Genomic DNA, 26,279 nt, shown 5'->3' with positions numbered 1-26,279 from the left:
ATTCCTATGGATATGATCTCATCTGCCAGCGCGCAGCATGTACAAGCCGGCTCAATACGTTCGCAGAAAGGGGACAGGCTGCTTTTTTGGGGATGTTTCACCGTGCTGGTGGCATCCGCTTTCGGCTTCGTGTTCCGCTCCTTCCTGATGGATGGCTGGGGCATCCAGTTTGGCCTCAGTAAAACCCAGCAGGGCGAAATATTCGGCGTCAGCTTCTGGCCTTTCGGCATCAGCATTGTGCTGTTCAGCCTCATTATCGATAAAGTAGGGTATAAAAGCGCGATGGTATTCGCATTCCTCTGCCACTGCGGCTCCGTGATGCTCACGGTGCTGGCAGACGGTTACTGGATGCTGTACTACGGCACCCTGCTGTTCGCGCTGGGCAACGGCGCAGCCGAAGCGGTGGTGAACCCCGTGGTGGCCAGCCTTTACCCGCGGGAAAAAACCAAGTGGCTCAACATCCTGCATGCCGGCTGGCCCGCAGGTATGGTGCTGGCGGGTTTGCTGGGCATCGGCCTCATGCACCTCGGCGTGAAATGGACCTATATGATGGGCTTCATTCTTGTGCCCGTGCTGGTATACGGCATTATGATCTTCAACCGGAAATTCCCTGTGAGCGAGCGTGTGCAGGCCGGCGTTTCGTACCTGGATATGGTGAAGGAGGTTGGCATCGGCGGTATTTTTATCATTGTTTCACTGTGCACTTTCCAGATAGGCAGCCTGCTGGGCTGGTCGCTCACGGGCAAGATCGTGGTGACGGTGGCTATTACCGGCGCTGCGGGCTTCGTAGTGCGCAGCTGGGGCAGGCCGATGTTCATCCTGCTGCTCCTCATCATGATCCTGCTGGCCACTACCGAGCTGGGCACAGACAGCTGGATCACGGACCTGATGACGCCGGAGATGGCGAAGATCGGGTTCAAAGGCGGATGGGTGCTGATCTACACTTCCATCATCATGGCCATCCTGCGGTTCTATTCAGGGCCGTTCGTACATAAGTTCTCGCCATTGGGCCTGCTGGCCGTGAGCGCGCTGATCGCGTTCGCCGGTTTGCAGTTCCTCTCATATTCCACAGGCATCCTCATCATCCTCGCAGCAACTGTATATGCATTGGGTAAAACTTTCCTCTGGGGCACCATGCTGGGCGTAGTGGCAGAGCAGTTTCCCCGCGGCGGTGTGCTGGCGCTCAATTTCACGGGCGCAGTGGGACAGGTGGGCGTAGGCGTGATCGGCGCGGTGATACTCGGTTTCGTGCAGGACAAACAGCTGGACGCCAACCTGGCGGCCTATGACGCGGTTAACAATACGGCCCTGCACAACACCTACGTTACCGAAGAAAGGCAAAGCCTTTTCGGCGCCTACAAAATACTGGACGCATCCAAACTTTCCACCGCGGCGCCTGAAACGCTGGCCACGATCCAAACCGTGCGCGAGAACGCGAAGAAAGACGCCCTGCGCACCGTGTCCGTTTTCCCGGTGATCATGCTGCTGGGCTATGCCGGCATGATACTCTGGTTCCGCTCCCGCGGCGGTTATAAGCCGGTGCTGCTGCCGCCGGTGAAAACGGAAAGCTGAATGAATTGAACCATTCATCCATTGTTTCCCCACAGCACAATATTTATTTCAAAGATGGAAGTATGAACCGATTAATTGTTTTGATGATCACCGGGGCGTTATGCGCTTTCACCTTCGCTGCCGGCCGCGATAACGGCAGGAGGGCGGAAGTACTGTTCCTCGGGCAGAAAGGAACGATACATGCTACCTGGCTGGCTACCAAGTTATTTAAAAGCGGCATCAACCTCACTTATACCGAAAATGCCGCAGACCTCAGCGCAGCGGGCCTTTCAGCCTACGACGGACTGATCGTGAATACCAGTACCCCGCTTACGCCCGCGCGTGATGTGATCGTCCGCCAGTTCGTAGCTTCCGGTAAAGGGCTCGTTATTCTCAACAAAGGCGCCGGCGCATTTAAAAACGCAGCATGGGCGGCCCGTTCGGGCACAGAAGGCAAAGGCCGCATCTTTTACGCCAGGGAAGGCGCGAAAGATGAAGAATGGAAAGAGCGCGCCTTCCTGGGCAAAATGCGCGACAGCATTTCCTGGGCGCTGGGCGAAGAAGTGCGGCAGCAGATCATTGCGGCGGATATCCCCGACGTCGATATTTACAATTCAGATACCATTGCGGATTACACCAAACGTTACCTGGTGCCAAAAATGCAGGAGGCGCTCAGCCCCGGGGCATCCAACAAACTCACGCAAGTACCCGCTGATTTCGAGATAAAACTTTTCGCGGCAGAGCCAGACATCACCAAGCCCATCGCCATGACCTGGGATGAAAAAGGCCGCCTCTGGATCGTGGAATCCGTGGATTATCCCAATGCCTTCACCGAGATAGACAGCGCCGCCAACGACCGCATCAAGATCTGTGAAGACACAGACGGCGACGGCAAAGCGGACAAGTTCACCATTTTTGCCGACAGCCTCAACATCCCGACCAGTATCGTGCTGAGCAACGGAGGAGCTATTGTTTCCATGGCGCCGTATTTCCTTTTCCTGAAAGACACGAACGGCGACGACAAAGCGGACGTGCGTGAAGTGATGTTTACCGGCTGGGGCAAGCAGGACACACATGCCGGCCCTTCCAATCTCCTCTACGGTTTCAACAACAAGATCTGGGGCGTAACGGGCTATTCCGGTTTCGACGGGACCATCAACGGCAAGCCCCTGCGCTTCCCGATGGGCGTTTACAGCTTCCGGCCGGACGGCAGCGATTTCAATTTCCTCGCCAAAACCTCCAACAACACCTGGGGGCTTGGCCTGACGGAAGACAACCACGTATTCATTTCCACTGCCAACAATACGCACAGCGCTTATTACTCTATGCCCGCCAGCCTTATGCAGCGCGCGCTCAACGGCGCGCAGCCGCTGGACCCCATACAGAAGATAGACGGTCACTACGACGTGCACGCCATGACGCCAAACCTCCGGCAGGTGGACGTTGTAGGCGGTTTTACCTCCGCCACCGGTCATCATTTCTACACCGCCCGCAGCTTTCCCAAAGCTTACTGGAACCGCATTGCCTTCATCAACGAGCCCACCGTGCGCCTTGTGCACAATGCCGTGATAGAGCCTGATGGCGCCGGTTTCAAAGAAAAGGACGGCTGGAACCTGGTGGCCAGCTCAGACGAATGGTTTGGCCCCGTGCAGGCGCAAACCGGTCCCGATGGCGCGGTTTGGGTGGCAGACTGGTACAACTTCATCATCCAGCACAACGTGTTCGTAAAAGAGCAGGCCCCCCGCGAAATGGTACTGCCCTTCACCGATCAGCCGCATGGCAAAGGCAACGCTTTCGAGAGCAACCTCCGTGACTCGGCGCATGGCCGCATTTACAGGGTGGTGTATAAAAAAGCCAAGCCCTACCAGCCCATGCAGCTGAAAGCGGGCGATGTGCCCGGGCTGCTGGCCGCGCTGAAGAGTGATAACATGTTCTGGCGCATGACCGCCCAGCGCCTGCTGGTGGAAGGCGGGCATAAAGAAGCCATTCCCGAGCTGTACAGGATCATACAGGATCTGAAAGTGGACGAAGTGGGGCTGAACAGTCCCGCTGTGCACGCCCTCTGGACCCTGCAGGGTCTTGGCGCTTACGATGCCGCTTCCATGCAGGTAATGGCCCGCGCCATGAAACATCCTGCCGCAGGCGTGCGCAAAGCCGCGGTGGAGGTGTTGAAAGAAGAAAAGAAAGGACTGTCCTCGATCATTCAAAGCAATATACACAACGACCGCAACCTGCAGGTTCGGTTGGCCGTGTTTAGAAGTTTGGCAGACTACCCTGCATCCAAAGAAACAGGTGCGTTGCTTTTCAAAGCCGCGCTCAATTCCCAGAATGCCAAAGATCCCTGGCTGAACCGCGCTTTGTTTGCAGCTGCGGTTACGCATGAAGAAGGCTTCCTGGCAGCGGCTGCCGGGGGCACGCCCAACGCTTTCGCCAAAAACGTGATCAAAAGCCTGGAACAATCCATATACAATGTAGAGACCCGCACCATCATGCAAAACCCGCCGGACATCACCGGCAAAGAACTGATCATGAAAGCCACCGTCGGCAAACGCAGGGAGCGTGAGGTGGAAGGGCTTATCATGGCGCATGGCAACCAGCAGAACGGTTACGGTCTGTATATCCGCGATGGGAAGCTTGCGATGGTGATAAACCAGCAGGGTAAAGCCTACGAAGCCGCTACAGCGGCGCCGTTGCCGGAGAAAATGGAAGTGGAGGCAAGGCTGCTGAAAACAGGCGAGATGAAAATACTGGTAGACGGAAAGGAAGCCGCTAAAGGCAAGGCGCCCGGCCTCTTTACCGTGCCGGCGCCGGTGGCGCTGAGAGCGGGAGAGGAGCAGCTGCCGGACCAGCGGGTGGCAGACTATGCAGGCCGTTTCAACTTCATCGGCCAGCTGCAGAACGTCAGCCTGCAGCTGGACAGGCCGGTGAAAAAAACGATCGCCGCGGCCGCTGAAATGCCCGGCATCGTGATAGACCTGAAAGTTGTGAAAGACATCATGCAATACGATAAAAAACGCATCACCGTAAAAGCCGGCCAGAAAGTGACCATCCGGCTTGAAAACCCGGACGGCATGCAGCACAACCTCCTCATCATCAAACCCGGCACCCTGCCTAAAGTGGGCGCTGCCGCGGATGCCATGGTTCGCGACCCGCAGGCTTCCAAAATGCAATACGTGCCCAAAGTGCCGGAAGTACTGTGGGCCACGAAGCTCGTAAGTCCCGGCGAAACGGTGAGCCTGCGCTTCACCGCGCCTTCCAAAGCTGGGGATTATCCGTTCGTCTGCACATTCCCCGGCCACTGGCGCGGTATGAACGGCATTATGCAAGTAATCAATTAAAAGATATGCAACACCACATTTCCAATTCAATTTTCCGCCTGGCCCTCGGCCTCGCTTTGCTGCTGACCGGTAACCCGCTGGCAGCGCAGATCCGCGTACTCATGGTAGGCGGCGGGGGCTCCCACGACTTTAACCGCTGGTACAAACAGGAAGACGCCGCCACGCTCGAAAAAGGAGGCCTGGCAACGGTTATCTACACAGATGACCCTGCCACCATCCTCGGGCATTTGCCTAATACCGACGTGCTGATGCTGGCGAATAACCAGCCCATCAAAGATTCCGCTACACGCACGGCCATCTTCGCATTTGCCGATGCGGGCAAAGGGCTGGTGCTGGCGCACCCTGCCATCTGGTACAACTGGCGCGACTGGCCGTTGTACAATTTCAAGCTGGTAAGCGGCGGCAGCCGTTCCCATGAAAAATACGGGGCATTTACCGTTACGGTAAACGACAAAAAACATCCCGTCACCAAAAATGTTCCTGCAAGCTTTACGCTGGACGATGAGCTGTATCATTACAATGCGGACCCCGCTGGTCCCGGCATCCGCGTGCTGGCTACCAGTAAAAATGAAGCAGGTGTAAGCCATCCCGCGCTTTTCGTGGTGAAGCACCCGAAAGCCCGCATCATAGGCTTTGCGCTGGGGCACGATGCCGCTTCGCATGAACTGGAAGCTTACCGGACCATCCTGCGGAATGCCGTGAAATGGGCAGCCCGGAAATAAGATCTTCAAATAAAAAATCAGTATACACAATGAAACAGATCACGGTAGTAATCGTTGGAATGGGCTTCGGCAAAGAGTTTATACCCATTTATCAGAACCATCCCGCCATCAAGCGGGTGGGGATCTGCACGCGCAATCCTGAAACGCTGAAAGAACTGAAAGCGAAATTCAACCTGGACGATGACCTTATTTTCACCAATTACGAAGACGTGCCCAAGCGCGCGGATGTAGACGCCATCCACATCGTAACGCCCGTGCCGGAGCATGCGCGGATGACGCTGGCTTCGCTGAATGCCGGCAAACACACGGCCTGCACCATTCCCATGGCCATGACCGTGGAAGATTGCAAAGCCATCGTGGAAGCAAGGAAGAGATCAGGCAAAGTGTATATGATGATGGAAACCGCGCTTTACACCCGTGAGTTCCTGTACGGCCTGCACCTTGCAGAAACCGGCCAGCTGGGCCGCATCCAGTTCGTGCGCGGCTCTCACATCCAGGATATGAGCATGCCCGGCTGGGATGAATACTGGAAAGGCTACCCGCCCATGCTGAACGGCACGCACGCCATTTCGCCGCTGCTGAGGATCAACAATACGACCGCCGAATCCGTTGTATGCCACGGTTCCGGCCGCCTTAGCGACGACCTGGCCAAACGTTACAATTCTCCCTTCGCCGTGGAAACGGCCACCTTCACGCTCAAAAACTCCGATGTAGTGGCAGAGGCCACCCGCTCGCTTTTTGACGTGGTGCGCCAGTACCGCGAAAGCTATGATGTATATGGCACCAAGATGTCGTTCGAATGGGAGCAGCTGCAGGATGAAGAGCACGTGATATTCGACGGCGGCGAAAATGCCAGCCGCATTAACGTGCCCGATACGGACGCATTGCTGATCCCCGAGATAGCGCATTTCACCAAAAGAGAAAAGATAGACGATCCCAACCACGTGTCATTCCTGCAAGGCGCAGGCCATGGCGGCTCGCATCCGCACCTGGTGCAGGAATTCCTGGCGGCGATCACGGAAAACCGTTACTCCGCCGTAGATGCGCACATTGCTGCAAACTACACCTGTGCGGGCATTTGCGCGCATGAATCAGCCATGAACAATGGCAAACGCATACAGATCCCTGATTTTGAAAAGTAACGGTATGCAGACAGGCGTTAGCACATTCGTATGGGTTTCCCCGTTTTCCACCGCGTCGTTTCACCTGCTGCAAAAGGTAAAAGCGGCAGGGTATGATATCATTGAAGTGGCGGTGGAAGACGCGGGCTTGATAGACTGGCAGCAATTAAAGGCCATGGCGCAGGACGCCGGGCTGAAGATCACCATCAGCGGCGCTTTCGGGCCAGACCGTGATCTTTCCTCAGACAATGCGGCTATCCGCAAACAGGCATTGGATTACATCGTCGAATGCACCCGGATAGCGCAGCGGATGGGGAGCCCTGTTTTCACCGGCCCCCTTTACGCCGCGGTAGGCAAAACCCGCATCGTAAGCCCTGAGCAAAAGGCGCAGGAGCGCAACTGGTGCCTGCAAGGCCTCCGCGAAGCGGCCAATGCCGCTGCGGACCATGGGATATTGCTGGGCGTAGAACCGCTGAACCGCTTCGAAACGGATATGATCAACACGGTAGACCAGGCGCTGGACCTGGTGTGGGAGGCCGGTCACCCCAGCCTCCGCATTTCGCTGGATACCTTTCATGCCAATATCGAGGAGAAAGACATCCCGGCGGCTATCCGCAAAATAGGCGGCGATATGCTCTGCCACGTGCAGGGCAACGAAAGCGACCGCGGCACACCCGGCACCGGCCACCTCGACTGGCCCGGCATCCGCGATGCGCTGAAAGACATCGGCTACAACGGCGCAATTGTGCTGGAAACCTTCGGTGCGCCCTCCAAAGAGCTGGCGCGCGCAGCCTGCATCTGGCGGCCGCTGGCCAACAGCGCGGATGAGCTTGCAGCTGAAGGCGCGGCCTTTTACAGGAAAATGTTCTTATAATTCTTTGAGTTCAACGACTGGAAACGTGGAACACTGGCGGCTCTCCCCGGCAAGGGAGGCCGCCTTTTAAAGGAAGTTTTTTATAGAGTTCAATAACTGGAAACGTGGAACACTGGCGGCTCTCCCGGTAAGGGAGGCCGCCTTTTTTGCAAAGAAAATCCCGCCCCTGGAAACAGGAACGGGATCAATATTTGGGGTTTGATTATTTCATGCTCACATCTTTCCTGCCCGCAAACTGCTGCAGGGTAGATGCGATGGCTTGTTCCAATGCTGCGCCGGAAAGCTCGTTGGCGTGCGCTTTTTTCTCCAGCTCGTTCATCGCTTTGTAAAGCGGCGTATCGTTTACTTTTTTCTGAAGCGTAACGGTGGCGTTTTCCCGGTAAAGCTGGTCCCAGCTTTTACGCACCAGCGCCCAGAACGCTTTGTGTTCATTCCACCATGCAATGGCCTTTTCGCACTGCGAATCATCTACGCGGTTGTAAGTATTGAGGCCTTTTTCACCCACGATTACTTTGTCGCCGCTGGCGGAGCGGATCACCTTTTGGTTGTCCTGCTCGTGAATGGAGCCTTTGGCGGTGATCTCGTGGTGATTGGTGCGCACCAGCACGTTGTAGTCGCTGCGGGTAGTGTATTCGCGGCGGGGAAGAGGCGCGCTGCTGGTAGATTCCCAGTAATGGCGGCCGTCTGCATGCACCCAGGTGGCGGAGCCTTCGTAGCGGGGCTCGTCGTCTACACCGAATACTTTCTGCGTCCATTGCCCTTTTACCTGCGCGGCGGGAAGCCCGGTCTTTTTCCACTGGTCATCTTTATCGAAGGTAAGCAGGGTGCGGTTTTCGTACTGCCAGTCTTCCGTCCAGTGTTTGATCACATCGCCGCCGGCTATGAGCAGGTGCTGCAGCACGATGCGGCGCGGGCCTTCTTCGGCAACGGTGATGTATTCAATGGCACCGGAGGTTTTTTTGTATCCTTTCGGTTTATAATTGCTGTCTGAAGGGAATGTTTCGGCATATTCGAAGGTAACGTCGTGGCAGCCGCAAAAGTTTTTGATGGCGGCCTTATCCTGCGCGAGCTTGTCCTGCGCGTTGCCGTTCATTGTGGCAAAAACAAGGGCAAGGGCGGGGATGATCGTTTTTTTCATGGCTGAATGGCTTTAAAGGTCTGTTTGAAGCAGCGCGAACCGTTTCGCCTCATGTTCAGCAGCAAATGTAGGACCGGTAAAGCCGGGATTGTTACGCAAGCGGGAAATATTGTTACGAGATCGGGAAAATCCTGGAACGTCTTTTTCTTCCCGCCTTTTAAAAAATAATCCCCCTATTTGCTAAACCTGTTTAGCAATAATTCTCCAAATCTCCTGATATTTGCTGCGTGAATCAGAAATCAATCAGTGATGATCAGTTTTAAAAGGTTGGATCACGTGGCGGTAATGATCCCAAGGGGCAAAACCGCCGAAGCCAGAACATTTTACGGGGAAATTTTACAGCTAAAGGAAATCCCGGGCCAGCACCCGCGGAATGCCACCTGGTTCGAAGTGGGCGGTGTGCAGCTTCACCTGGTGGAGGAAGACGGTCTGCCAGACTACATCTCCGGCCGCCATCCTGCATTCGAGGTTACAGACCTTGAAGCGGCCAAACAATACCTGCAAAGCAAAGGGATAGAGATCGCCTATTCCTCCGTGATCACAGGGCGCGAACGTTTCTTTTTCCGCGATGTGTTCGGGAACAGGATCGAGTTGCTGGAGTATTTGCAGTGATCAGGGTGCTTTGGCAGCGTCCTCCAGCCGTTTTGAGAGACGTTTGAAGGCGGGGTCGTTTTCCTCCTGGTCGAAATGACTGGAAAGATTACCCAGGCCAAACGCTACCGTAGCGCAAAGCCCGCTGCGCGTTTCCCTCGGGAAGGCCGCCAGTGCCTGCAGCAAAGCGTCTGGCTGGCAGATATAACATTCACCCAATGCAAAGTCCGGCGTTTCGCTGGCAGAGCCGCTGTCCTCAATTTCGAGTTCGAAAAGCAGCTTTATGATCGCAGCATCTTTTGTACGGCAGAAGTAACCGGGAAGTTCGCCGAGGAGGATGGCGTACCTCGTTTCATGGAATTTTTCCTTTTCGCTGCGGGTTTCAGCATATTTTACGCTGTCTTCCCGGTTCTTCCATCTTTTTTCCCGCTCATTATACCTGTCATACGCCCTGTTAAATTTTTCAGTCAGCTGTGCATATTGCTGGAAATTGCTGCGGAAGACCGGCTCTTTTGCGCTGTCAGGCAGGTCTCTGAACAGCTGGATACGGCTGCGGTGAACATATCCCTCGGTGCCATAAGAAGACACTTTCCACCAATCGCCTGTACCACGTTCACAATAAAAGAATTCATCTTTCAGCAGCTTTCCCGCTACTTCAGATTGCGCGTTGGGAGCTGTGCGTATATTGGTATATCCATCAGGATCGCTGATGCGGGCTACTTCAAAGTTCTGGGCATGGAGAACAGCAGAGGCCAGGCAGGGCAGGAGGAACAGGAATAAACGCAGCTTCATAAGGACCAGGATGTTTGGCTGTACCTGAAGATACATTTTTATTTCGGCTTCGTTGGGGCATACAGGACAAAAGATCCCGGGAACAAGCCCGGGACCTATGTATAGCTGGTATTTACGCCTGCTGATATACGAATTTGGAATAATCCGTGGCCACGCCGGCCTGCCCCAGCTGCCGCAGGATGGTGGCAATATTGCCGCGGTGATACGTGCCATGGTTCACGATATGCTGGATCACATCCGCGTATGTGAACAGGCTGCCGCCGTATTGCAGCTCTTTTGCCGGGCTGTTTGCTTCCATAAAGGCTAACAGCCGGTGGTGCAGCAGCCGGAACAGGACTTCCATGCCGGCCAGGTCTTTCCCCGCGGTTTCCGCCAGGAAAGCAAGGTAGGTTTCCCGCGAGGGCTGGTAAGCAGGATCGGAGAGAAGGGCGAACCAGCCGCGGTCTACCACGTACATATGCACAAATGTTTCATGCACTGAAGGGAAAGAGCTGGGCGAAACCTGCGTGTACAGCGCTTCCGGCAGGCTGCGCAGATGCGCGCAAAGCGCCGCCTGCGCCCACATATGGTAGCACAGCAATTTGATGACATGTTGATGCATCGTGAAATATTATATGAAAAAATGCTCCGTAAAACTGTCCGGGTAAAGGCAGCAAGGAAAGTGTACGCCTGGGCGCCGCTACGGATTATGCGGCGCTGCCGCCTGTTTGTGTGATAACTGTCATATTGCACCTCCTTTTTTGCAGGTGAGGAGATAAGGTCGCGGGTGCAAGATACGTAATCCTGGTTTTTCCGCATTGCGTAAATCGTTTTCCGCATCTGAGCAACGGCCCGGTGGCGGTGGGCGTACCTTGCAGGCCAAAATACCGGCGAATTTATGTTATACAGAGCTTTACTTTTGATAATATCGGCGGCGCTCCTTTCCGGTGGCGCATTTGCGGCCGATGACGAGGCGGATTACGGTCATATTGCAGGAAAGGTGCTCACTACAGACGGGAAACCCGTGGCGGCAGTGAGCGTAGTGCTGAAAGATACCCGCAAAATGACAGTGACCGGTGATGACGGCCGGTTTTCACTGAAACATATCAGATCCGGCAATTACGAGCTGGAAGCTTCTTACCTGGGCCACGACCGCCAGGTGCAGACCGTGACCGTTTCGGGCGGCGCCACCACGGAAGTGACCATAACGCTGAATATTTCCAGCGTGAACCTGAAAGAATTTACGGTAACAGATAACCGGAACCCGTATAAAGAGACCGCGCCCTCTAACAGCCTTCGCTTGAACGGCCTGCTGATAGAACAGCCGCAGAATATACAGGTGGTGACCGGCAGGGTGCTGGCAGACCAGCAGATCACCAGCATGAACGACGGGATTGCCCGCAATGTGAGCGGCGTTACGCGTCTGGAACACTGGGGCGACCTCTACGCCCGTTTGAACATGCGCGGCTCCAGGGCTTCCGCTTTCCGCAACGGCATGAACATCACTTCTACCTGGGGCCCGCTTACGGAAGACATGAGCGTGGTAGACCATGTGGAATTCGTGAAAGGCCCGGCAGGCTTCCTGATGTCTAACGGCGAACCCAGCGGCATTTACAACATCGTTACCAAAAAACCTACCGGCGTAACAAAAGGCGAAGCCACGCTGATGACCGGCAGCTACGACCTTTACCGCGGTACGCTCGACCTGGACGGGAAGCTGACCAAAAACGGGAAACTCCTGTACCGCCTGAACCTCATGGGACAGATGAAAAACTCCAACCGTGCCTATGAATTCAACAAACGTTACAGCATTGCACCGGTGCTGACCTACAAATTCAGCGACAGGACCTCCCTCACACTGGAATACCTGTTCCAGCACGTGAACATGTTCGACGCGGGTTCTTTCTACGTTTTCCATCCGGACGGCTATGCCAAGCTGCCCCGCAATTTCACCACTGCGGAGCCTGGCATCGATCCTACTATCATAGACGATCACAGCGTGCAGCTGAATTTCCAGCATAGCTTCAATCCTGCCTGGAAACTGACCGTACAGGGCGCTTATACCGATTATAAGCAGGAAGGTTCCACTATGTGGCCTATCGCTGTAAATCCTGATGCTACGATGATCCGCGGGGTGGGCATTTGGGATGCGATCAACCGTGCGGAGTTCGGCCAGGCTTTCCTGAATGGCGAATTCCACACCGGCGCTGTACAGCATAAGATACTGACGGGCATTGACGTGGGTAATAAACACTACCTGGCGGACTGGAGCCAGACGATCCCGCTGGATTCCAATAATGCATTCTTTGATCTCAACAATCCCAAATACGGCTCCCCGGTGATGGGTCTCCCGAAATTCGACCGCAGCAAAAGCCTGAAAGAACGCGCAGGGAGCAACATCGTGGACCAGTTTTATACCGGGCTGTACGTACAGGATGAACTGGGCTTTTTTGACAATGCGTTGCGACTGACACTGGCAGGGCGCTTCACGTATGTGCAGGAAAATTCCTATGGCACTAAAACGTATGATAACCGCTTTACACCGCGTATCGGCCTCAGCTATTCCATCGATAAATCCATGTCTGTTTACGCATTATACGACGTGTCGTTCCTGCCGCAGTCAGGGATATTGGAGAACAAAGATGAAAAAGTGAAACCGGTTACCGGAAACAACATCGAGGCGGGCGTGAAGAAAGACTGGATGGGCGGAAGATGGAATACCTCTTTGTCCGCATACCGCATCATCAAAAACAATGAGCTGACGCCCGGCCCGGCGAATTCCAATTTCTCCGTACAGCTGGGGCAAACCAAAACAGAAGGCGTGGAGTTTGACCTGCGCGGAGAGATCGTGAAAGGGCTGAGCCTTGTGGCGAATTACGCCTATACAGATTCGCGGATATCCCGCGCTTCTGAGACAGCCGCTGTTGGCAGCAAAAAGGGCGATGTGGTGCCGGGTTATGCAAAGCACAACGCGAATGCCTGGCTGCATTACAAGCTGGAAAAAGGCTTGCTGAAAGGATTTGGCATATCGGCCGGATTCAGTTACCAGGCAGACAGAACGACGTGGAGCTGGGGCGGCACCGGCCAGGATCCGATGCCTTCTTATTTCCGGCTGGATGGAGGTTTGTTCTGGCAGAAAGACAGGATCAGCGTCAATGCAAACGTGTTTAACATTCTCGACGAGTACCTGTACAGTGGTGCCGCGTATGCTTCATATTATTACTGGCAGGCAGAACCCGGCAGGAACATGCGTTTGAGCGTGGGTTATAAATTTTAGGAAAGTATTTTCGTAACAGGAAAGCCGGTCTGCATGACCGGCTTTTTTTGTGAAAAAAATGTGCTTATCAGGTGAGATTTTTTTGCATGCAAAAAATGTTGGCGCGTTATAAAATGCGATATTATTGCGGGAGAGGCATTGTTTGTTTTTCATCTCATTGTTTTGTTATGACCTTGAAATCGAAGATTGATTTTATGGAGGTGTATGCGGTGGAGTATGTGGAGGGCAGGCGCATAGGGGAGTTTGATGCTGAGTTGAGTGATGGAGGTTTGGTACGCCTGAAGCTGGAGATCAATGAAGAGCCGCATGGCATCATTCCAAGAACTTATAACCTGGCTTTCGGGCCTATAGACGGGAAGCGGAAAATAAATGTTCATGCGCGGCTCAGTTACAGGGACCGTATAAGAGTGTTTTCTACGATCCTGTTGTTTATAGAAAACTATTTGCGCGCTTATCCCGGGCATGCGGTTGGCGTGGACGGTTCCAGTAATTCGAGGGCGGAATTGTACTACCGGGGATGGCAGCGGCATTTTGTGCGGTTGACGGCGTTTATGAAAATGACCGGTATAAAGTTTTACGTCAGGATATCGCGGCAGGGAGAGCAGCAGTACGATAAACCCGTTTGACTTTACGGATATCGAGTACCTGACATTCCCGGTTACGAGAGAAGGGCCTCCTGATAACAATAGTATGTATAATTATTTTGTTATATCCGATAAGGATTTTGTTTTTTATTGAACATCAAAATTTTGAGTATGCATCACAATCATCATGACGATTCCGGCAAGTCCGCTTCAGGCGGGCGCAGGCAGTCGGTGCGCAAGCCAAGGGCGAACTGTTCCTTTGAGTTCCTTTCATTGCAGGAAGCCTTGTTGATCATGGAGTTGACGGATACAAAGGAAAAAGCACAAAGATTTATGAACCACATCCGGGAAAATTACGGGGAAGAACTGAAGCGGGAGGCAGAGGAGCGGGCGGCTTTGCGAGCCTCTTTCGGCTACGCCCGATAGGTACAGCGCTGATTAATTCCCCCTCTTTTTTTTATTCCGTGGATTTTTACTACTTTTTCGCCACAAGAAAAGTTGCGAATAGTGCTATGAGTTCACCTTTATCCGAGCATATTCATCAATGGTATGCTTCGTTCCACGTCCACCTGGTAAAGATCGCGCTCCGATGGGGGTATGGGGAAGAAGAAAGCCGTGACCTTGTACAACAGTTCTTCCTGGACCTCATGCAGAAGAACCTGGAGTACAACGGGGTGCTGAACCCCCAGGCCTACCTTTCCCGCGCATTCAGCCGCAGGCTGGTAGACGACTACCGTAAACAAAAACAGCAGCAGAAAGCTGCCGGCCTCATAGCTATTAAAACCTACGAACCCTCCATCCTCGAAAGCATCGTGGAAATACAAGCCAACGAGGAACTGATCGCTAAAATAAAAACCGCCTACAACGCCCTGCCCGCCCGCTGCAGGAAAGTCATCCAGCTTAAGTTCTACGAAGGGCTCACCACCGAACAGATCGCGGAACGCACCGGCTGGAACAGCCGCACCGTGTACAATAACCTGTACGAAGGCATCAAAGCCCTTCGGGCAGAGCTTACCCGCACCGACCCCCGGCTCAGGTTCGCCGCGGTATTTTCCATTTTGCCGGTGTTATAACAATCCTCGGCAAACCGCCCATGCCGGTCCTTTTTTTACGCGGCATACAAAATGAATTTTACCTGCTTCGGGCCAGGGCTCCTTCCTGTAAATTCCCCGCTATCGCGGGTTTTACACCGGTTTAAAAAAATTTTCACGAAAAGTTGGTAAAACAGGAATGCCTTCCCGTCTAAACAGGAAACAGGCAGCACATGTCAGAACGTTATGAATTGGAAGAACTGGTCATAGACGACTCGTTTGTTAACTACTGCTTCCGGCGGCAGGAAGCCGACGTTGCCCGCTGGGAAGCCTACCTGCGGCAATACCCGGACGAAGCGGCCACCATGGCCGAAGCCCGCGAAATGGTGCTGGGTATCTCCGTCATGTTCTGGGAAACCCAGCCCGCTCCCGTCAGCAAACCTTTCCCCCTGCGCCGCACTCTCGCTGTTGCAGCCTCCATAGCCGTCATTGTACTTGCAGGATACTGGCTCCTGCGGCCCGCCCGGCAACCGGTTGCCGGCCTCGCCGTAAAACCGGAAGTTTTCATCACTATGCTGGCTGAAAAGAAAACCATACGCCTGCCCGACAGTTCTACCGTGATCCTCAACGCAGGCTCAGAACTGCGGCTGGACAGCGGTTTTGGCATCAAACAACGCTGCGTACGCCTGAAAGGGGAAGCCCTGTTCGACGTAGAACCGGATGCCGGGAAGCCCTTCATCGTGAAAGTGGAAGATTATGACGTGAAAGTGCTGGGAACCGTATTCAATGTAAAATCATACCCGGGGGATAAAAACAGCGAAACTTCCCTGCTGAGCGGTAAGGTGGAAATACAGCTTTCCAATCATCCATCCGCCTCCAAAGTATTGCGCCCTAAAGAGAAATTCGTAATTAATAAAGCGGCAGCGCCGCTGCAGCCCGTAACGGGCGCAGGGATAGACAGTCCGAAAGCGGCCACCCTGCAAACCGCCGTCCGCCCGCTAAGTTATAACCGCAACCAAATGAATATAGAAACAGCCTGGTCAGAAAACAGGCTGGTCATAGAAAATGAAACATTCGGAGACATCCGCGAAAAGCTGGAACGCTGGTTCGATGTGTCTATACAATTTGATGACAAGGCCATCGAAGCCTACAGATTTACGGCCACTTTTGAAAAAGAAAACATCGTGCAGGTATTAAAAGCGCTGCAAGCCTCGTACAGCTTCACCTTTACCAAAGAAGGCAGGAGCATCAGGATCAGCCGGTAACATAGACGAGACAAAAAGCCTTTTCCCGATAAAAAAAGGGGATATAACAGCTGGTACCTGTTCTATCCCCGGCTAAAAACGGGTACGGATTTCCGCGCCCTATTTCTAACATAAAGCATCACTAAGGTATGAAAAAGACCTGTATTAAACTGCCCGGCAGCCGGGCGTTTAAAAAGATTCTACTTATGAAACTGACAATTGTACTGCTGCTCACCACTACATTGCAGGTAATGGCCTACGAAGGGAATTCGCAGGACAAGGTGAGCGTGGATTTCAGGGGCACCCGCCTCACCCGCGCGCTGAAAGAAGTGGAAAAACGCTCCGCGTACCGCTTCGTGTTCAGCAACCTGGTGCTCGACGAGCAAATGAAAGTGACGCTGGAGGCGAAGAACATGCCTGTGCCCGACCTGCTCCGGCAACTGCTTACCGGCACCGGGCTTTCTTATAGCCTGATGAACGACAACCTCGTCATCATCAAGAAAATGGAGCTTCCCGCCGGCGTCATCACCGTAAAAGGCAAGGTGACAGACAGCAAAGGCGTACCGCTGCCAGGCGTTACCGTGATGGCAGGGCCCGGCAAAGGAACGGTCTGCGACGCAAACGGGGAATATACCTTACAGGTGGATGAAAACGGAAGCCTCAGCTTCAGCTTTATCGGCTATACCACGCAAACGGTAAAGGTGGATAAACAGACCGTCATCAATATCACGCTCATCGAAAGCACAGACAAAGAGTTGGGTGAAGTAGTGGTGGTGGGTTACGGTACCCTCAATAAACGCGACCTCACCAGCGCCGTGACCAACCTGCGGCAGAAAGACCTCATCGGCGGGGCCGTATCGCCGCTGCTGGCCATACAGGGCAAGGTGCCCGGGCTGACCATAGCATCCGGCAACGGCACCGATCCCAACGCCGGCGTATCCGTACAGCTGCGCGGGGTGAACTCCATCAACGCCGCGCAGGGGCCGCTGATCGTGATAGACGGGATACCCGGCGGAAGCATCAACTCCGTGGTGCGGGAAGACATTGAATCCATCAACGTGCTGCGCGACGCATCCGCCGCCGCCATTTACGGTACCAGGGCTTCCGGGGGCGTGATCCTCATCACCACCAAAAAAGCGAAGGCGGGGCAAACCAATGTAGCACTCACGACGGAGATGTACATGGAAACAGTACGCCGCCGCCCTGAAAGCCTTTCTGCTGAAGAATTCCTGCAGCATGATCTTGGAACGGATTTCGGGCACCGCACAGACTGGTATAATGAAGTGACCAATAAAAACCCGCTCAGCCAGCGTTATGTGCTGAATGTAAACGGCGGCACGGAAAACGCGCAGGTATACGCCACCTTTATGGCCCGCGACGCAAAAGGCATGGCCATCGAATCGCGGAGGAAGGAAGTGAGCGGAAGGCTGAACACCAATTTCAAATTCCTTGGAGGCTTCGCGGAGCTCTCTACCAATATCAGCTACCTGCAGGCAAAAGCGGATTTCAGCGACAACGAAATATTCAACATGGCGCTGTTGCTCAACCCCACTGAAACACCCTACAATCCTGATGATGTGACCGGCCTGAACGTGCTCACCGCCAGCTACGATTATTTCAATCCCGTGGCCGAAGTGAGGCTCCGCAGCAACCAGACACAGTACAAGTACCTGCTGGCCAGCTCCACGCTGAAGCTCAACCTGACGAAAGATCTCTATGCTGCGGGAACGATAGCCATCAAAAACAACACCGAGCATAATAACTTCTACCGTTCTTCCCAGCACCGCATTTCCCGCCAGGACGGTATAGACGGTTACGGATCGCAGAGTTACAGCCGTTGGGACGACCGTACGCTTGAGCTCACGCTCAACTACAACAAAGTGATCGGCAACCACAGCGTCAATGCAGTGGGCGGTTACACCTACCAGGACTTTAACGGCCAGGGCTTCAACGCGAACAATTCCAACTTCCCTGTAGACGGTATCCGCGACAATGACCTGGGCACCGGTACCTTCCTGGCCGACGGCCGTGCGGGGCTTGGCTCCTGGAAGAGCCCTTCCGTGAAGCTGATCGCTTTTTTCGGACGCGTGAATTACGCTTACCGCGATAAATACATCTTCACCGGCTCGCTCCGCCATGAAGGTTCTTCCAAATTCGCGCCGGGCAACCAATGGGGTACTTTCCCCGGCCTGTCTGCCGCATGGAGGATCTCTGAAGAACCTTTCCTCAAAGGTAGCAACGTGATCAATAACCTTAAGCTGCGCGGGGGCTACGGCGCCACCGGCAACGAAGGTTTCGACGCCAATGTGGCCACCCGTATGTACGGCCCGGACACCTGGTGGCTGGTGGACGGCGACTGGATCCGCACCTATGGCGTGCTCCATAACCAGAATAAAGACATCCGCTGGGAAGTGAAAAAAGAATACAACATCGGGCTGGATTTTGCATTATTCGACAACCGCCTCAGCGGCCGCTTCGACGTCTATAAGCGTAAGGTGGACGATATGATCTATAACATAGAGGTATCCCAGCCTCCCGCCATCCACAATACTACCTTGGTGAACGTGGGCAATATGGAGAACAAAGGTTACGAGATCGAGCTGAACGTGGATGTGGTGCGCAAAGAAAATTTCAATTATAGTACGAGCCTCATCGCGGCTTCCAATCGCAGCAAGCTGATTACGCTCAACGGCGGAAGCACTTATATCGACCGGAAAAGTTTCCCCTCCCCGGGCAATCCCGGTACCGCTGTAAGGCTCTATCCGGGCGAGGATATCGGCCGATTCTTCCTCTGGAGGTCCGCCGGTTTTTCTGACGCCGGCGAGTGGATGTTGTATGACGAGGAAGGTAAACCTTATGTCGTGAAGCCTCCGCGTTCCAAAAGGAATGAGGAAAAATCCTTTGTAGGCAACGCTATTCCCCGTCTCATCCTCAGCTGGAATCATTCCTTCAACTGGAAACAGTTCGATGCCGGTGTGTACTTCCGCAGCTGGCTGGGCTACGATGTGTTCAATATGATCGACATGTATTATGGCATCGGCCAGAAAACAGGGCGGAACGTGCTTAAGAGCGCTTTCAGTAAAAACAGCCAGATCAAAAGCGAAAAAGAGCTGAGCGATTACTGGTTGGAAAAAGGGAACTTCGTGAAACTGGATGCGCTGTCCATCGGTTACACCTTCAAACCCGGTACTGTTAAGCCTTTCAACGGCCTGCGCCTGTACGCCACCGTGCGCGACCTGTTCGTGATCACCAACTACAGCGGGCTGGATCCCGAAGTGAACATCAACGGGCTGGAACCTGGTTTCGAAGAAAGGAACGTATACCCGGAAACCCGCACTTTTATGCTCGGCGCACAGGTTAATTTCTAAGACGGATATTTTTCATTCCACAAGTTCATTCTATATGAAAATAAAGATCATTACAGCTTTGATAATTGTGTTCCTCGCGGGATGCACCAAGCTGGACCAGACATTCTACGACCGGGTAACGCCGGAAACTTTTTTCAAAAGCGAAAAGGACATCAAAGCCGCGCTGTACCGGCCTTTCACCCATGCCCGCTGGTATCTTGGATCGGACCGCTGGAAGCTCCAGGAATATACCGCGGACCATTTTGCTATAACCACCAAAGGCCGCCACTGGTATAACGGCGGTGAGAACGAACGGTATCACTACCACGGCTGGACGCCGGACGATAACTGGATCTGGGAAACCTGGCGCGGCACCCTTATGGGCGTGGCCCTGGCGCTGGATGCCAAGTCCGACCTCAGCAAGCTGGACTATTCCAAATTTGCGCTCAGCCAGGCGGATAAAGACGACCATGTGAACCAGCTCAACACGCTCATCGCTTTATTTTATCTCTATGGCCTGGATTATTTCGGCGGGCTGCCCATTTTTGAATCGCTGGAAGGTTCTTCACTGCCCAGGAATACAGCCCAGGAAACGTTCAACCATATCGAAAAGCTGCTGAAAGAAGCGATCATGAAGCTGCCGAAGAAGCAGTCTGCAGATAAAGAAGAAGGCGCCCTCCGCGCCGCCGCTGCCGCCGCTTTGCTGGCAAGGCTCTATTTTAACGCAGAGGCTTATATCGGTACGCAGAAATTCTCCGATGCGCAAAAGCTCTGCGAAGACATCATTGCCGGCGTATACGGAACCTATTCCCTGGATCCTGTATGGAACGGGGTGCATGGCTTCAGGAACGACCAGTCGAAGGAGATCATCTGGTCTATTCCATCGGAGTTCAATAAGCTGCAATATGACTGGTTCTATGCGGATTTTTATCATTACAATACGCGCCAGTATTTTGACGCAGACGGCGGGGCGAACAACGGCGGGCATTTGCAGCCTTCCCGCACGCCTACCGGTACGTTATACAAAACTGTTTTCAAGCTGGGCTCTCCGTATGAAAAATTCAACGATGCGGATCTGCGTAAACGCCCCTATAAATACAACGGCGGCGGCAATTATCAAGGCATGTTCATCGTTGGCCCGCTCCTTACACCAGGGGGGGCAGTTATAAAAGGAGGAGAGGAATACAAGGACCTGCCGCTCGTTTTCGTGGACCAGGTAGGCCGTTTCTCAGAGGTTGGCCCTGGTAAAAAATATGCCACTGTTGCCCAATTGCCCAGCCGCATGGCGGATGGCGAAGAGAACACCGGCGTGCGTCTCGTGAAAGTGCCTATCCCGAACAGGGCGGATAACAGCCTGCGTTGGGGAGCAGACAATCCTGCCATCAGGCTGTCCGAGATATATTTCATGCTGGCTGAATGTAAAATGCGCGCGGGTGATGCCGCCGGCGCGGCAACGCTGATCAACGATGTACGCAGGCGCAACTTCGCCGCTGCAGATCCTGATCCTGCAACCGCCGCCAACCTCGATGAATACCGGATGCTGGACGAATGGGGCGTGGAATTCCTGGGTGAAGGCCGCCGCAGGACGGATCTCATCCGCTTCAAGAAATTCACAACTGAGACCTGGTGGGATCATCAGCCATCTGAAGCTTACCGGAACCGTTTTCCCGTTCCGTTGCGGGCTATTTCAGGAAACAATAACCTTGAGCAAAACCCCGGGTACGGAAAGTAAGCGCTGGGATTGGAATCAGCAGCAATAGAAGCGGCCGCCTGAACTGGCGGCCGCTTTGTTATTGGTCCCGGCCGGCTGCTTCGCCTCATTTTCATTAATTCTCAATTATTTTCCCCCGCAGATTATGCAGGAACCGCGGCAATCTGTAGCTTCGCACCTGGTCCTTATTCCGAAATTTTACAACAACCAAGGTCGCCATATCTGAAAGTCCGGCATCATATCATCATACTATGGTCTAAAAAATATACTTATGCATGAGAGCTTTACCAAGCTTTTCGCATTCCTGCCGGCGCTGCTGCTATGCCTGCTGCCGGTGGAAGCGCGGGCCCGGGAAGCAGGTCTTGGGAACGCAGGGAACATCCAGGTTACAGGAACAGTTACAGACGCCAGGCACGAAGTCCTTCCCGGCGTAAGTGTCACCGAAAAAGGTACATCCAACAGCACGGTCACAGACGCGAATGGCCGCTTTTCCATGGCCGTGGCCGGCAGTTCGTCTATCCTGGTATTCCGTTCCACCGGTTTCCATTCCAGGGAAATGGCCGCGGGCAACAAGGTGTTGCTGGTGCAGCTGGAGCAGGACGTGCGCCAGCTCAACAGCGTGGTGGTCACGGCCCTGGGTATCAAACGCCAGGAAAAAGCGCTGGGTTATTCCATCGCCACGCTCCGTGGTGATGAAGTGAGTACGGTGAAAGAGGTGAATATCGCGAACGCGCTTTCCGGTAAAGTGGCCGGGGTGAATGTGCGCAGCGCCAGTGCTGACCCCGGCGCCACGCCGCTGGTGGTGATCCGCGGGCAGGGCAGCTTCCAGGGATATAACCAGCCTTTGTACGTGGTAGACGGCACGCCCGTTGCCTCCGCGATCCGTATGCCGGTGCAGCCCGTCGGCGAATCGGCGGTGGATTACGGGAGCACGGTGGCTGATATCAACCCCGATGATGTTGCCAGCATTACCGTGCTGAAAGGCGCCAGCGCCTCCGCATTATACGGCAGCCGCGCGATCAACGGCGTGATCCTCATTACCACCAGGTCGGGCAGGGGCGCGAAGAAGGGCATGGGCGTATCGGTAAACTCCAGCCTGCTGTTCGACCAGCCCTGGCTTTTCCCTCATTTCCAAAACCAATTCGGCGCGGGCGACAGGACGGGTACGGAAGAAACCGTTTCCGAAGCCTCCTGGGGGCCGAGGATAGACGTTGGCACACAGCATGTGCAGTGGAACAGCCCGGTGAATGCATCGGGAGACCTTGTGCCGACAGACTGGGTAGCTTATTCCAACCGACACAAAGATTTTTTCACCACAGGCCATACGCTTACCAACAATATCGCCATCGCGGGGAGCAATAAGGACGGGGATTTCCGCCTGTCTTACACCAACCTCACCAACAAGGGCATGGTGCCCAATACCGGGCTGGACAGGAATACGCTGAACCTCGCCGCCGGGTACCTGCTTCACCCCAAAGTGAAGGTGGTTGCCAATATCGGCTATACGAAAAATTCCAGCGACAACCGCCCGGCTTACAACCGTGGCAGCGTGGGCAATATCGTGTATACTACCACGCCCAATGTTGATATCAGGCAGCTCCGTGATTACTGGATGCCCGGCCGTGAAAACGTACAGCAATTTTCGCATGTACCCGGCGCGGTAGACAACCCGTATTTCGTTGCCCATGAGTTCATTAACAGCTACGACCGCAACCGCCTTACCGGCAATGTGGAGCTGGGCCTTCAGCTCACGAAAAACATCAGCCTGATGGCCAGCACCGCCATGGATATGTTCAATGAAACACGGGAAAATAAACGTCCCTTCAGTTCCATCCGAAACCCCGTAGGGGCGTACGCGTTAGAAACGGAATATTTCAGGGAGCAGAATACGGACTTCCTGCTGACCTATAAAAAGAACCTTTCACCGGCGTTCGTTATGTCTGTTTCCGGCGGCGGCAACCGCATGGACCAACAGGGGCACAGCACGCTGCAAAGCACTGAAAGCCTTGTCACGCCCGGCGTTTACAACATCGGCAATGCCCGCGCGGGAACGGTGTACAACAATAACTACCGCTTCCGCAAGCGCATCAACAGCCTCTATGGCATGGGGCAGCTGGTTTTCCGCAACTACGCCTTCCTGGACCTTACCGCGCGCAACGACTGGAGCAGCACGCTTCCCGCGGCGAATAATTCCTATTTCTACCCTTCGGTTTCCATGAGCCTGTTGCTGTCTGATATGCTGAATATCCCATCCGGCACATTGTCTTTCGCGAAGCTGCGGGCCGGCTGGGCACAGGTAGGCGGCGATACGGGGCCATATGAATTATACAACACGTATACCTTCGGACAGGATTGGGGAAATGTGAAACGCGCCTACCTGGACGATGTGCTGAAGAACAGCAGCCTGAAACCGCTCATCGCTGCGTCGTACGAATTGGGCGCGGATGTGCGTCTCTTCCATGGCAGGCTGGGTGTTGATCTCACGTATTACAACACGGTCAACCGCAACCAGATACTTAACATCCCCACCACTATGGCTTCCGGGTACGGGCACAAGCTGATCAATGCGGGCAGCATCAGGAACCGCGGCGTGGAGATCAGCCTGAATGCGGCGCCACTCACCGGCGCGCTTCGCTGGAGTTTACAGGCGAATTTCACGCGCAACCGCAACAAGGTATTGCAGCTCACAGAAGGCCTTAGCAGCTTCCTGCTGGGCGGTGCGGAAGGCGTTCGGTACGAAGTGAAGGAAGGAACGGAGATGGGCGATTTTTATGCGCTCGGCTGGGCCACGGTGCCAGACGGCAAATACAAAGGCCAGCCGTTGCTGAATGCGGATGGCAGCTATCAGCAGGTCAATAATTACGTAAAGATCGGAAATTACAATCCTGACTTCATGCTGGGTTTTACGAACACATTCAGCTACAGGAATTTCTCGCTCAACCTGCTGCTGGACTGGCGACAGGGTGGTGAATTCTTTTCATATGTGGCGAAGAACCTGCTCAGCGATGGCCGCACCACCACCACATTGGCCGGCCGCGATCCCGCCACCGGCGGCCTTCCCTGGACGGATGCCGCAGGCAACCAGCGTACCGACGGGATGATCCTCTACGGCTACATCGAACAAACGCCCGGCAACTACGTGCTGAACGAAAACGTGACCGACCCGGAAAATTATTACGGCGAATATTACTGGTCCTTCGCCGGCCGTTCCACTTTCGACGCCACGTATGTGAAGCTGCGGGAAGCGTCGCTCACTTACAGCTTCACGGAAAAAACGCTGGGCAGGCTGCCCGTCCGCAACCTGAGCGTGTCCCTCATCGCCCGCAATCTTTTTACCTGGACCGCCGCCGGCCAGGGATATGACCCGGAAACCGCCATGACCATTGCCAATGGCAGCTTTTCGCCGGGCGTGGCCAGCTGGTCGCTGCCGTATACCCGTTCTTTAGGCGCACGGCTTGGATTTAATTTTTAAATGAAAATATTTACGGTAATGCTGCGCATACCCATAAAATATATCATGCTCCCGCTCGGGATAGCCCTTTCAGCCTGCGATAAAGGATTGGAAGAGCTCAACGCCAACCCGAACGCATCTGAAACTGTCAGCCCGGAATTCCTGCTGAGCAGTGTGCTGATCAACACCGCTTACGATTACCAGAGGGAGGCGTATTGGGAAGAGCCCGCATCCGCAGGCCGTTACATCACCCTCGTGCGCAACGAGGAAAATGATAAGTTCGACTGGGGGCCGCGGAGCTGGGACAATTATTACGCCCGTCTTTCCGCCAACCGCGAAATGATGGAGATAGCCGCCGCTATGAATCAGCAGCAATACGTGGCAGTAGGCAAAATAATGGAAGCGTTCATTTTCGCTTACATCACGGACCTGTATGGAGATATACCTTACAGCGAAGCATTGCTTTCGCGCAACGAAGGTATTGTGCACCCGAAATATGACCGGCAGCAAAACATTTATCCCGCGTTGCTGAACACGCTGCAAGAAGCCAACGATGAGCTGGCCGGATTCAGCGCAGGCACAGACGTTACCGTGGACGCCACGGCAGACCCCATGTATAGCGGGTCAATACTGAAATGGAGGAAGCTGGCCAATTCGCTCCGCCTCCGCATGCTGCTGCGCATTTCCAAACACTACGCGCCGGCGTTTACCGAAATGCAGGAAATACTGGATGATCCAATGACGTATCCTGTTTTTGAAGGCAATGAAGACAATGCAGAGATCAGGTACCTGGGCGACATCGGTATCAACAGCTGGCCGGGCGGCCCGCTGGCAAATGCTTTCGCGGAATTCGACAAGCGCAAGCCTGGCAAGGAGATCGTAGATGCGCTGGTAGAGCGCGCCGACCCGAGGCTGAAAGTCTGGATCGCGGAGGTGGATGATCCCAACGGCGGAAGAATGCCCGGCCATGCATACGTAGGCGTGCCCAACGCCATCCCCGCGCCTTATGACTACAACGGCGGGTCGCCGTATATCTCACGGCTTTCGGCCATGTTCAACAGCGACAGCCACCCGCTGCTGAAGGCTTCGCTGATGACCTACACAGAATTATGTTTTATTCTCGCGGAGTGTGTACAGCGAGGAAAAGTAACCGTGCAGGGGAGAACAGCAGAAAGCCTCTACTACGAAGCAATACGCTCCAGCATGCAGTATTACGGTGTGGAAGGTGGAGCGGAAACGACGGATTATTACGATCAGCCCGGCGTACAATATGATGGAACGCTGGAACAGCTGATCATACAAAAATGGATCGCGATGTTCCTGAAAGGCCCTGAAGGCTGGTTCGACCACCGGCGAACGGGTTTTCCGCAGTTTGTCACCGGGCCGCTGGCCGTTTCAACCCTGATCCCGAAACGCTTCATGTACCCGGATACGGAACTGGCTTACAATGAAGAACAATACCGGAAGGCGCTGCTGCAATTCGGGGAAGACAAGCCGGGAACGCTGATGTGGTACCTGAAATGACGGT

The 26,279-nt window shown here is 54.3% G+C and carries 18 protein-coding genes; 15 read left to right on the top strand and 3 right to left on the bottom strand.

Annotated features, from left to right (window positions below; translation table 11 throughout):
* Positions 1 to 6: 6 nt before the first annotated feature.
* The 5 genes from R3I13_RS10750 to R3I13_RS10730 all read left to right on the top strand — a co-directional run bounded on the left by R3I13_RS10750 (position 7) and on the right by R3I13_RS10730 (position 7,606).
* Positions 7 to 1,572 carry an MFS transporter gene (locus tag R3I13_RS10750; RefSeq protein WP_346317950.1) on the top strand — a complete coding sequence of 522 codons (1,566 nt, stop codon included), beginning with the start codon at positions 7 to 9 and terminating at the stop codon, positions 1,570 to 1,572.
* A 62-nt stretch (positions 1,573 to 1,634) separates the two neighbouring features.
* On the top strand, positions 1,635 to 4,889 hold the full coding sequence (locus R3I13_RS10745; RefSeq protein ID WP_346317949.1) for a PVC-type heme-binding CxxCH protein: 3,255 nt from the start codon (positions 1,635 to 1,637) through the stop codon (positions 4,887 to 4,889).
* A gap of 5 nt (positions 4,890 to 4,894) precedes the next feature.
* Positions 4,895 to 5,611 (top strand): ThuA domain-containing protein, encoded by a 717-nt coding sequence (locus R3I13_RS10740; RefSeq protein ID WP_346317948.1) that lies wholly within the window; start codon positions 4,895 to 4,897, stop codon positions 5,609 to 5,611.
* Between the two features lie 29 nt (positions 5,612 to 5,640).
* Positions 5,641 to 6,753, top strand: coding sequence for a Gfo/Idh/MocA family oxidoreductase (locus R3I13_RS10735; RefSeq protein ID WP_346317947.1), 1,113 nt, complete (start codon positions 5,641 to 5,643; stop codon positions 6,751 to 6,753).
* Positions 6,754 to 6,757: 4 nt separating this feature from the next.
* Positions 6,758 to 7,606, top strand: coding sequence for a sugar phosphate isomerase/epimerase family protein (locus R3I13_RS10730; RefSeq protein WP_346317946.1), 849 nt, complete (start codon positions 6,758 to 6,760; stop codon positions 7,604 to 7,606).
* Between the two features lie 202 nt (positions 7,607 to 7,808).
* Here the strand turns inward: R3I13_RS10730 and R3I13_RS10725 are convergent, their stop codons facing one another.
* Positions 7,809 to 8,744, bottom strand: coding sequence for a DUF6607 family protein (locus tag R3I13_RS10725; RefSeq protein WP_346317945.1), 936 nt, complete (start codon positions 8,742 to 8,744; stop codon positions 7,809 to 7,811).
* Positions 8,745 to 8,993: 249 nt separating this feature from the next.
* On the opposite strand from R3I13_RS10725, the gene R3I13_RS10720 reads away from it, so the two are divergent.
* Entirely contained in the window at positions 8,994 to 9,356 is a 363-nt protein-coding gene (locus tag R3I13_RS10720) for a VOC family protein (protein WP_346317944.1), read from the top strand.
* Here R3I13_RS10720 and R3I13_RS10715 read toward each other — a convergent pair whose 3' ends face one another.
* Both R3I13_RS10715 and R3I13_RS10710 read right to left on the bottom strand, forming a co-directional pair.
* A complete protein-coding gene (locus R3I13_RS10715) occupies positions 9,357 to 10,127 on the bottom strand; it encodes an SH3 domain-containing protein (RefSeq protein ID WP_346317943.1) in 771 nt (256 codons plus the stop codon).
* 112 nt (positions 10,128 to 10,239) lie between these two features.
* Positions 10,240 to 10,728 carry a DinB family protein gene (locus tag R3I13_RS10710; protein ID WP_346317942.1) on the bottom strand — a complete coding sequence of 163 codons (489 nt, stop codon included), beginning with the start codon at positions 10,726 to 10,728 and terminating at the stop codon, positions 10,240 to 10,242.
* A gap of 276 nt (positions 10,729 to 11,004) precedes the next feature.
* On the opposite strand from R3I13_RS10710, the gene R3I13_RS10705 reads away from it, so the two are divergent.
* From R3I13_RS10705 to R3I13_RS10665, 9 genes are all read left to right on the top strand, one after another.
* Positions 11,005 to 13,383: a TonB-dependent receptor gene (locus tag R3I13_RS10705; RefSeq protein ID WP_346317941.1), complete on the top strand. Its 2,379-nt coding sequence runs from the start codon at positions 11,005 to 11,007 to the stop codon at positions 13,381 to 13,383.
* A gap of 167 nt (positions 13,384 to 13,550) precedes the next feature.
* A complete protein-coding gene (locus R3I13_RS10700; RefSeq protein ID WP_346317940.1) occupies positions 13,551 to 14,009 on the top strand; it encodes a hypothetical protein in 459 nt (152 codons plus the stop codon).
* A gap of 129 nt (positions 14,010 to 14,138) precedes the next feature.
* Positions 14,139 to 14,393 (top strand): hypothetical protein, encoded by a 255-nt coding sequence (locus R3I13_RS10695; RefSeq protein ID WP_346317939.1) that lies wholly within the window; start codon positions 14,139 to 14,141, stop codon positions 14,391 to 14,393.
* 86 nt (positions 14,394 to 14,479) lie between these two features.
* Positions 14,480 to 15,040, top strand: a complete 561-nt coding sequence (locus tag R3I13_RS10690; protein ID WP_346317938.1) for a sigma-70 family RNA polymerase sigma factor — start codon at positions 14,480 to 14,482, stop codon at positions 15,038 to 15,040.
* Between the two features lie 191 nt (positions 15,041 to 15,231).
* On the top strand, positions 15,232 to 16,263 hold the full coding sequence (locus tag R3I13_RS10685) for a FecR domain-containing protein (RefSeq protein ID WP_346317937.1): 1,032 nt from the start codon (positions 15,232 to 15,234) through the stop codon (positions 16,261 to 16,263).
* A gap of 185 nt (positions 16,264 to 16,448) precedes the next feature.
* Positions 16,449 to 19,610: a SusC/RagA family TonB-linked outer membrane protein gene (locus tag R3I13_RS10680; RefSeq protein ID WP_346317936.1), complete on the top strand. Its 3,162-nt coding sequence runs from the start codon at positions 16,449 to 16,451 to the stop codon at positions 19,608 to 19,610.
* Positions 19,611 to 19,644: 34 nt separating this feature from the next.
* Complete coding sequence (locus R3I13_RS10675; RefSeq protein WP_346317935.1) at positions 19,645 to 21,321, top strand: RagB/SusD family nutrient uptake outer membrane protein; 1,677 nt, start codon at positions 19,645 to 19,647, stop codon at positions 21,319 to 21,321.
* 250 nt (positions 21,322 to 21,571) lie between these two features.
* Positions 21,572 to 24,772: a SusC/RagA family TonB-linked outer membrane protein gene (locus tag R3I13_RS10670; RefSeq protein WP_346317934.1), complete on the top strand. Its 3,201-nt coding sequence runs from the start codon at positions 21,572 to 21,574 to the stop codon at positions 24,770 to 24,772.
* A complete protein-coding gene (locus R3I13_RS10665) occupies positions 24,773 to 26,275 on the top strand; it encodes a SusD/RagB family nutrient-binding outer membrane lipoprotein (RefSeq protein ID WP_346317933.1) in 1,503 nt (500 codons plus the stop codon). It begins immediately after the preceding gene.
* Positions 26,276 to 26,279 lie beyond the last annotated feature (4 nt).

The sequence above is a fragment of the Chitinophaga sp. YIM B06452 genome (assembly GCF_039655965.1).
Lineage (GTDB): Bacteria > Bacteroidota > Bacteroidia > Chitinophagales > Chitinophagaceae > Chitinophaga.
Note: the sequence above shows the minus strand (reverse complement) of the source record. Positions and strands in the feature narration are given on the sequence as shown.

What these genes read in the sequence shown, in the direction of transcription:
- R3I13_RS10750 (WP_346317950.1), top strand. Translation starts at nt 7, where the DNA reads ATGGATATGATCTCATCTGCCAGCGCGCAGCATGTACAAGCCGGCTCA.
- R3I13_RS10745 (WP_346317949.1), top strand. Translation starts at nt 1,635, where the DNA reads ATGAACCGATTAATTGTTTTGATGATCACCGGGGCGTTATGCGCTTTC.
- R3I13_RS10740 (WP_346317948.1), top strand. Translation starts at nt 4,895, where the DNA reads ATGCAACACCACATTTCCAATTCAATTTTCCGCCTGGCCCTCGGCCTC.
- R3I13_RS10735 (WP_346317947.1), top strand. Translation starts at nt 5,641, where the DNA reads ATGAAACAGATCACGGTAGTAATCGTTGGAATGGGCTTCGGCAAAGAG.
- R3I13_RS10730 (WP_346317946.1), top strand. Translation starts at nt 6,758, where the DNA reads ATGCAGACAGGCGTTAGCACATTCGTATGGGTTTCCCCGTTTTCCACC.
- R3I13_RS10725 (WP_346317945.1), bottom strand. Translation starts at nt 8,744, where the DNA reads ATGAAAAAAACGATCATCCCCGCCCTTGCCCTTGTTTTTGCCACAATG.
- R3I13_RS10720 (WP_346317944.1), top strand. Translation starts at nt 8,994, where the DNA reads ATGATCAGTTTTAAAAGGTTGGATCACGTGGCGGTAATGATCCCAAGG.
- R3I13_RS10715 (WP_346317943.1), bottom strand. Translation starts at nt 10,127, where the DNA reads ATGAAGCTGCGTTTATTCCTGTTCCTCCTGCCCTGCCTGGCCTCTGCT.
- R3I13_RS10710 (WP_346317942.1), bottom strand. Translation starts at nt 10,728, where the DNA reads ATGCATCAACATGTCATCAAATTGCTGTGCTACCATATGTGGGCGCAG.
- R3I13_RS10705 (WP_346317941.1), top strand. Translation starts at nt 11,005, where the DNA reads ATGTTATACAGAGCTTTACTTTTGATAATATCGGCGGCGCTCCTTTCC.
- R3I13_RS10700 (WP_346317940.1), top strand. Translation starts at nt 13,551, where the DNA reads ATGACCTTGAAATCGAAGATTGATTTTATGGAGGTGTATGCGGTGGAG.
- R3I13_RS10695 (WP_346317939.1), top strand. Translation starts at nt 14,139, where the DNA reads ATGCATCACAATCATCATGACGATTCCGGCAAGTCCGCTTCAGGCGGG.
- R3I13_RS10690 (WP_346317938.1), top strand. Translation starts at nt 14,480, where the DNA reads ATGAGTTCACCTTTATCCGAGCATATTCATCAATGGTATGCTTCGTTC.
- R3I13_RS10685 (WP_346317937.1), top strand. Translation starts at nt 15,232, where the DNA reads ATGTCAGAACGTTATGAATTGGAAGAACTGGTCATAGACGACTCGTTT.
- R3I13_RS10680 (WP_346317936.1), top strand. Translation starts at nt 16,449, where the DNA reads ATGAAACTGACAATTGTACTGCTGCTCACCACTACATTGCAGGTAATG.
- R3I13_RS10675 (WP_346317935.1), top strand. Translation starts at nt 19,645, where the DNA reads ATGAAAATAAAGATCATTACAGCTTTGATAATTGTGTTCCTCGCGGGA.
- R3I13_RS10670 (WP_346317934.1), top strand. Translation starts at nt 21,572, where the DNA reads ATGCATGAGAGCTTTACCAAGCTTTTCGCATTCCTGCCGGCGCTGCTG.
- R3I13_RS10665 (WP_346317933.1), top strand. Translation starts at nt 24,773, where the DNA reads ATGAAAATATTTACGGTAATGCTGCGCATACCCATAAAATATATCATG.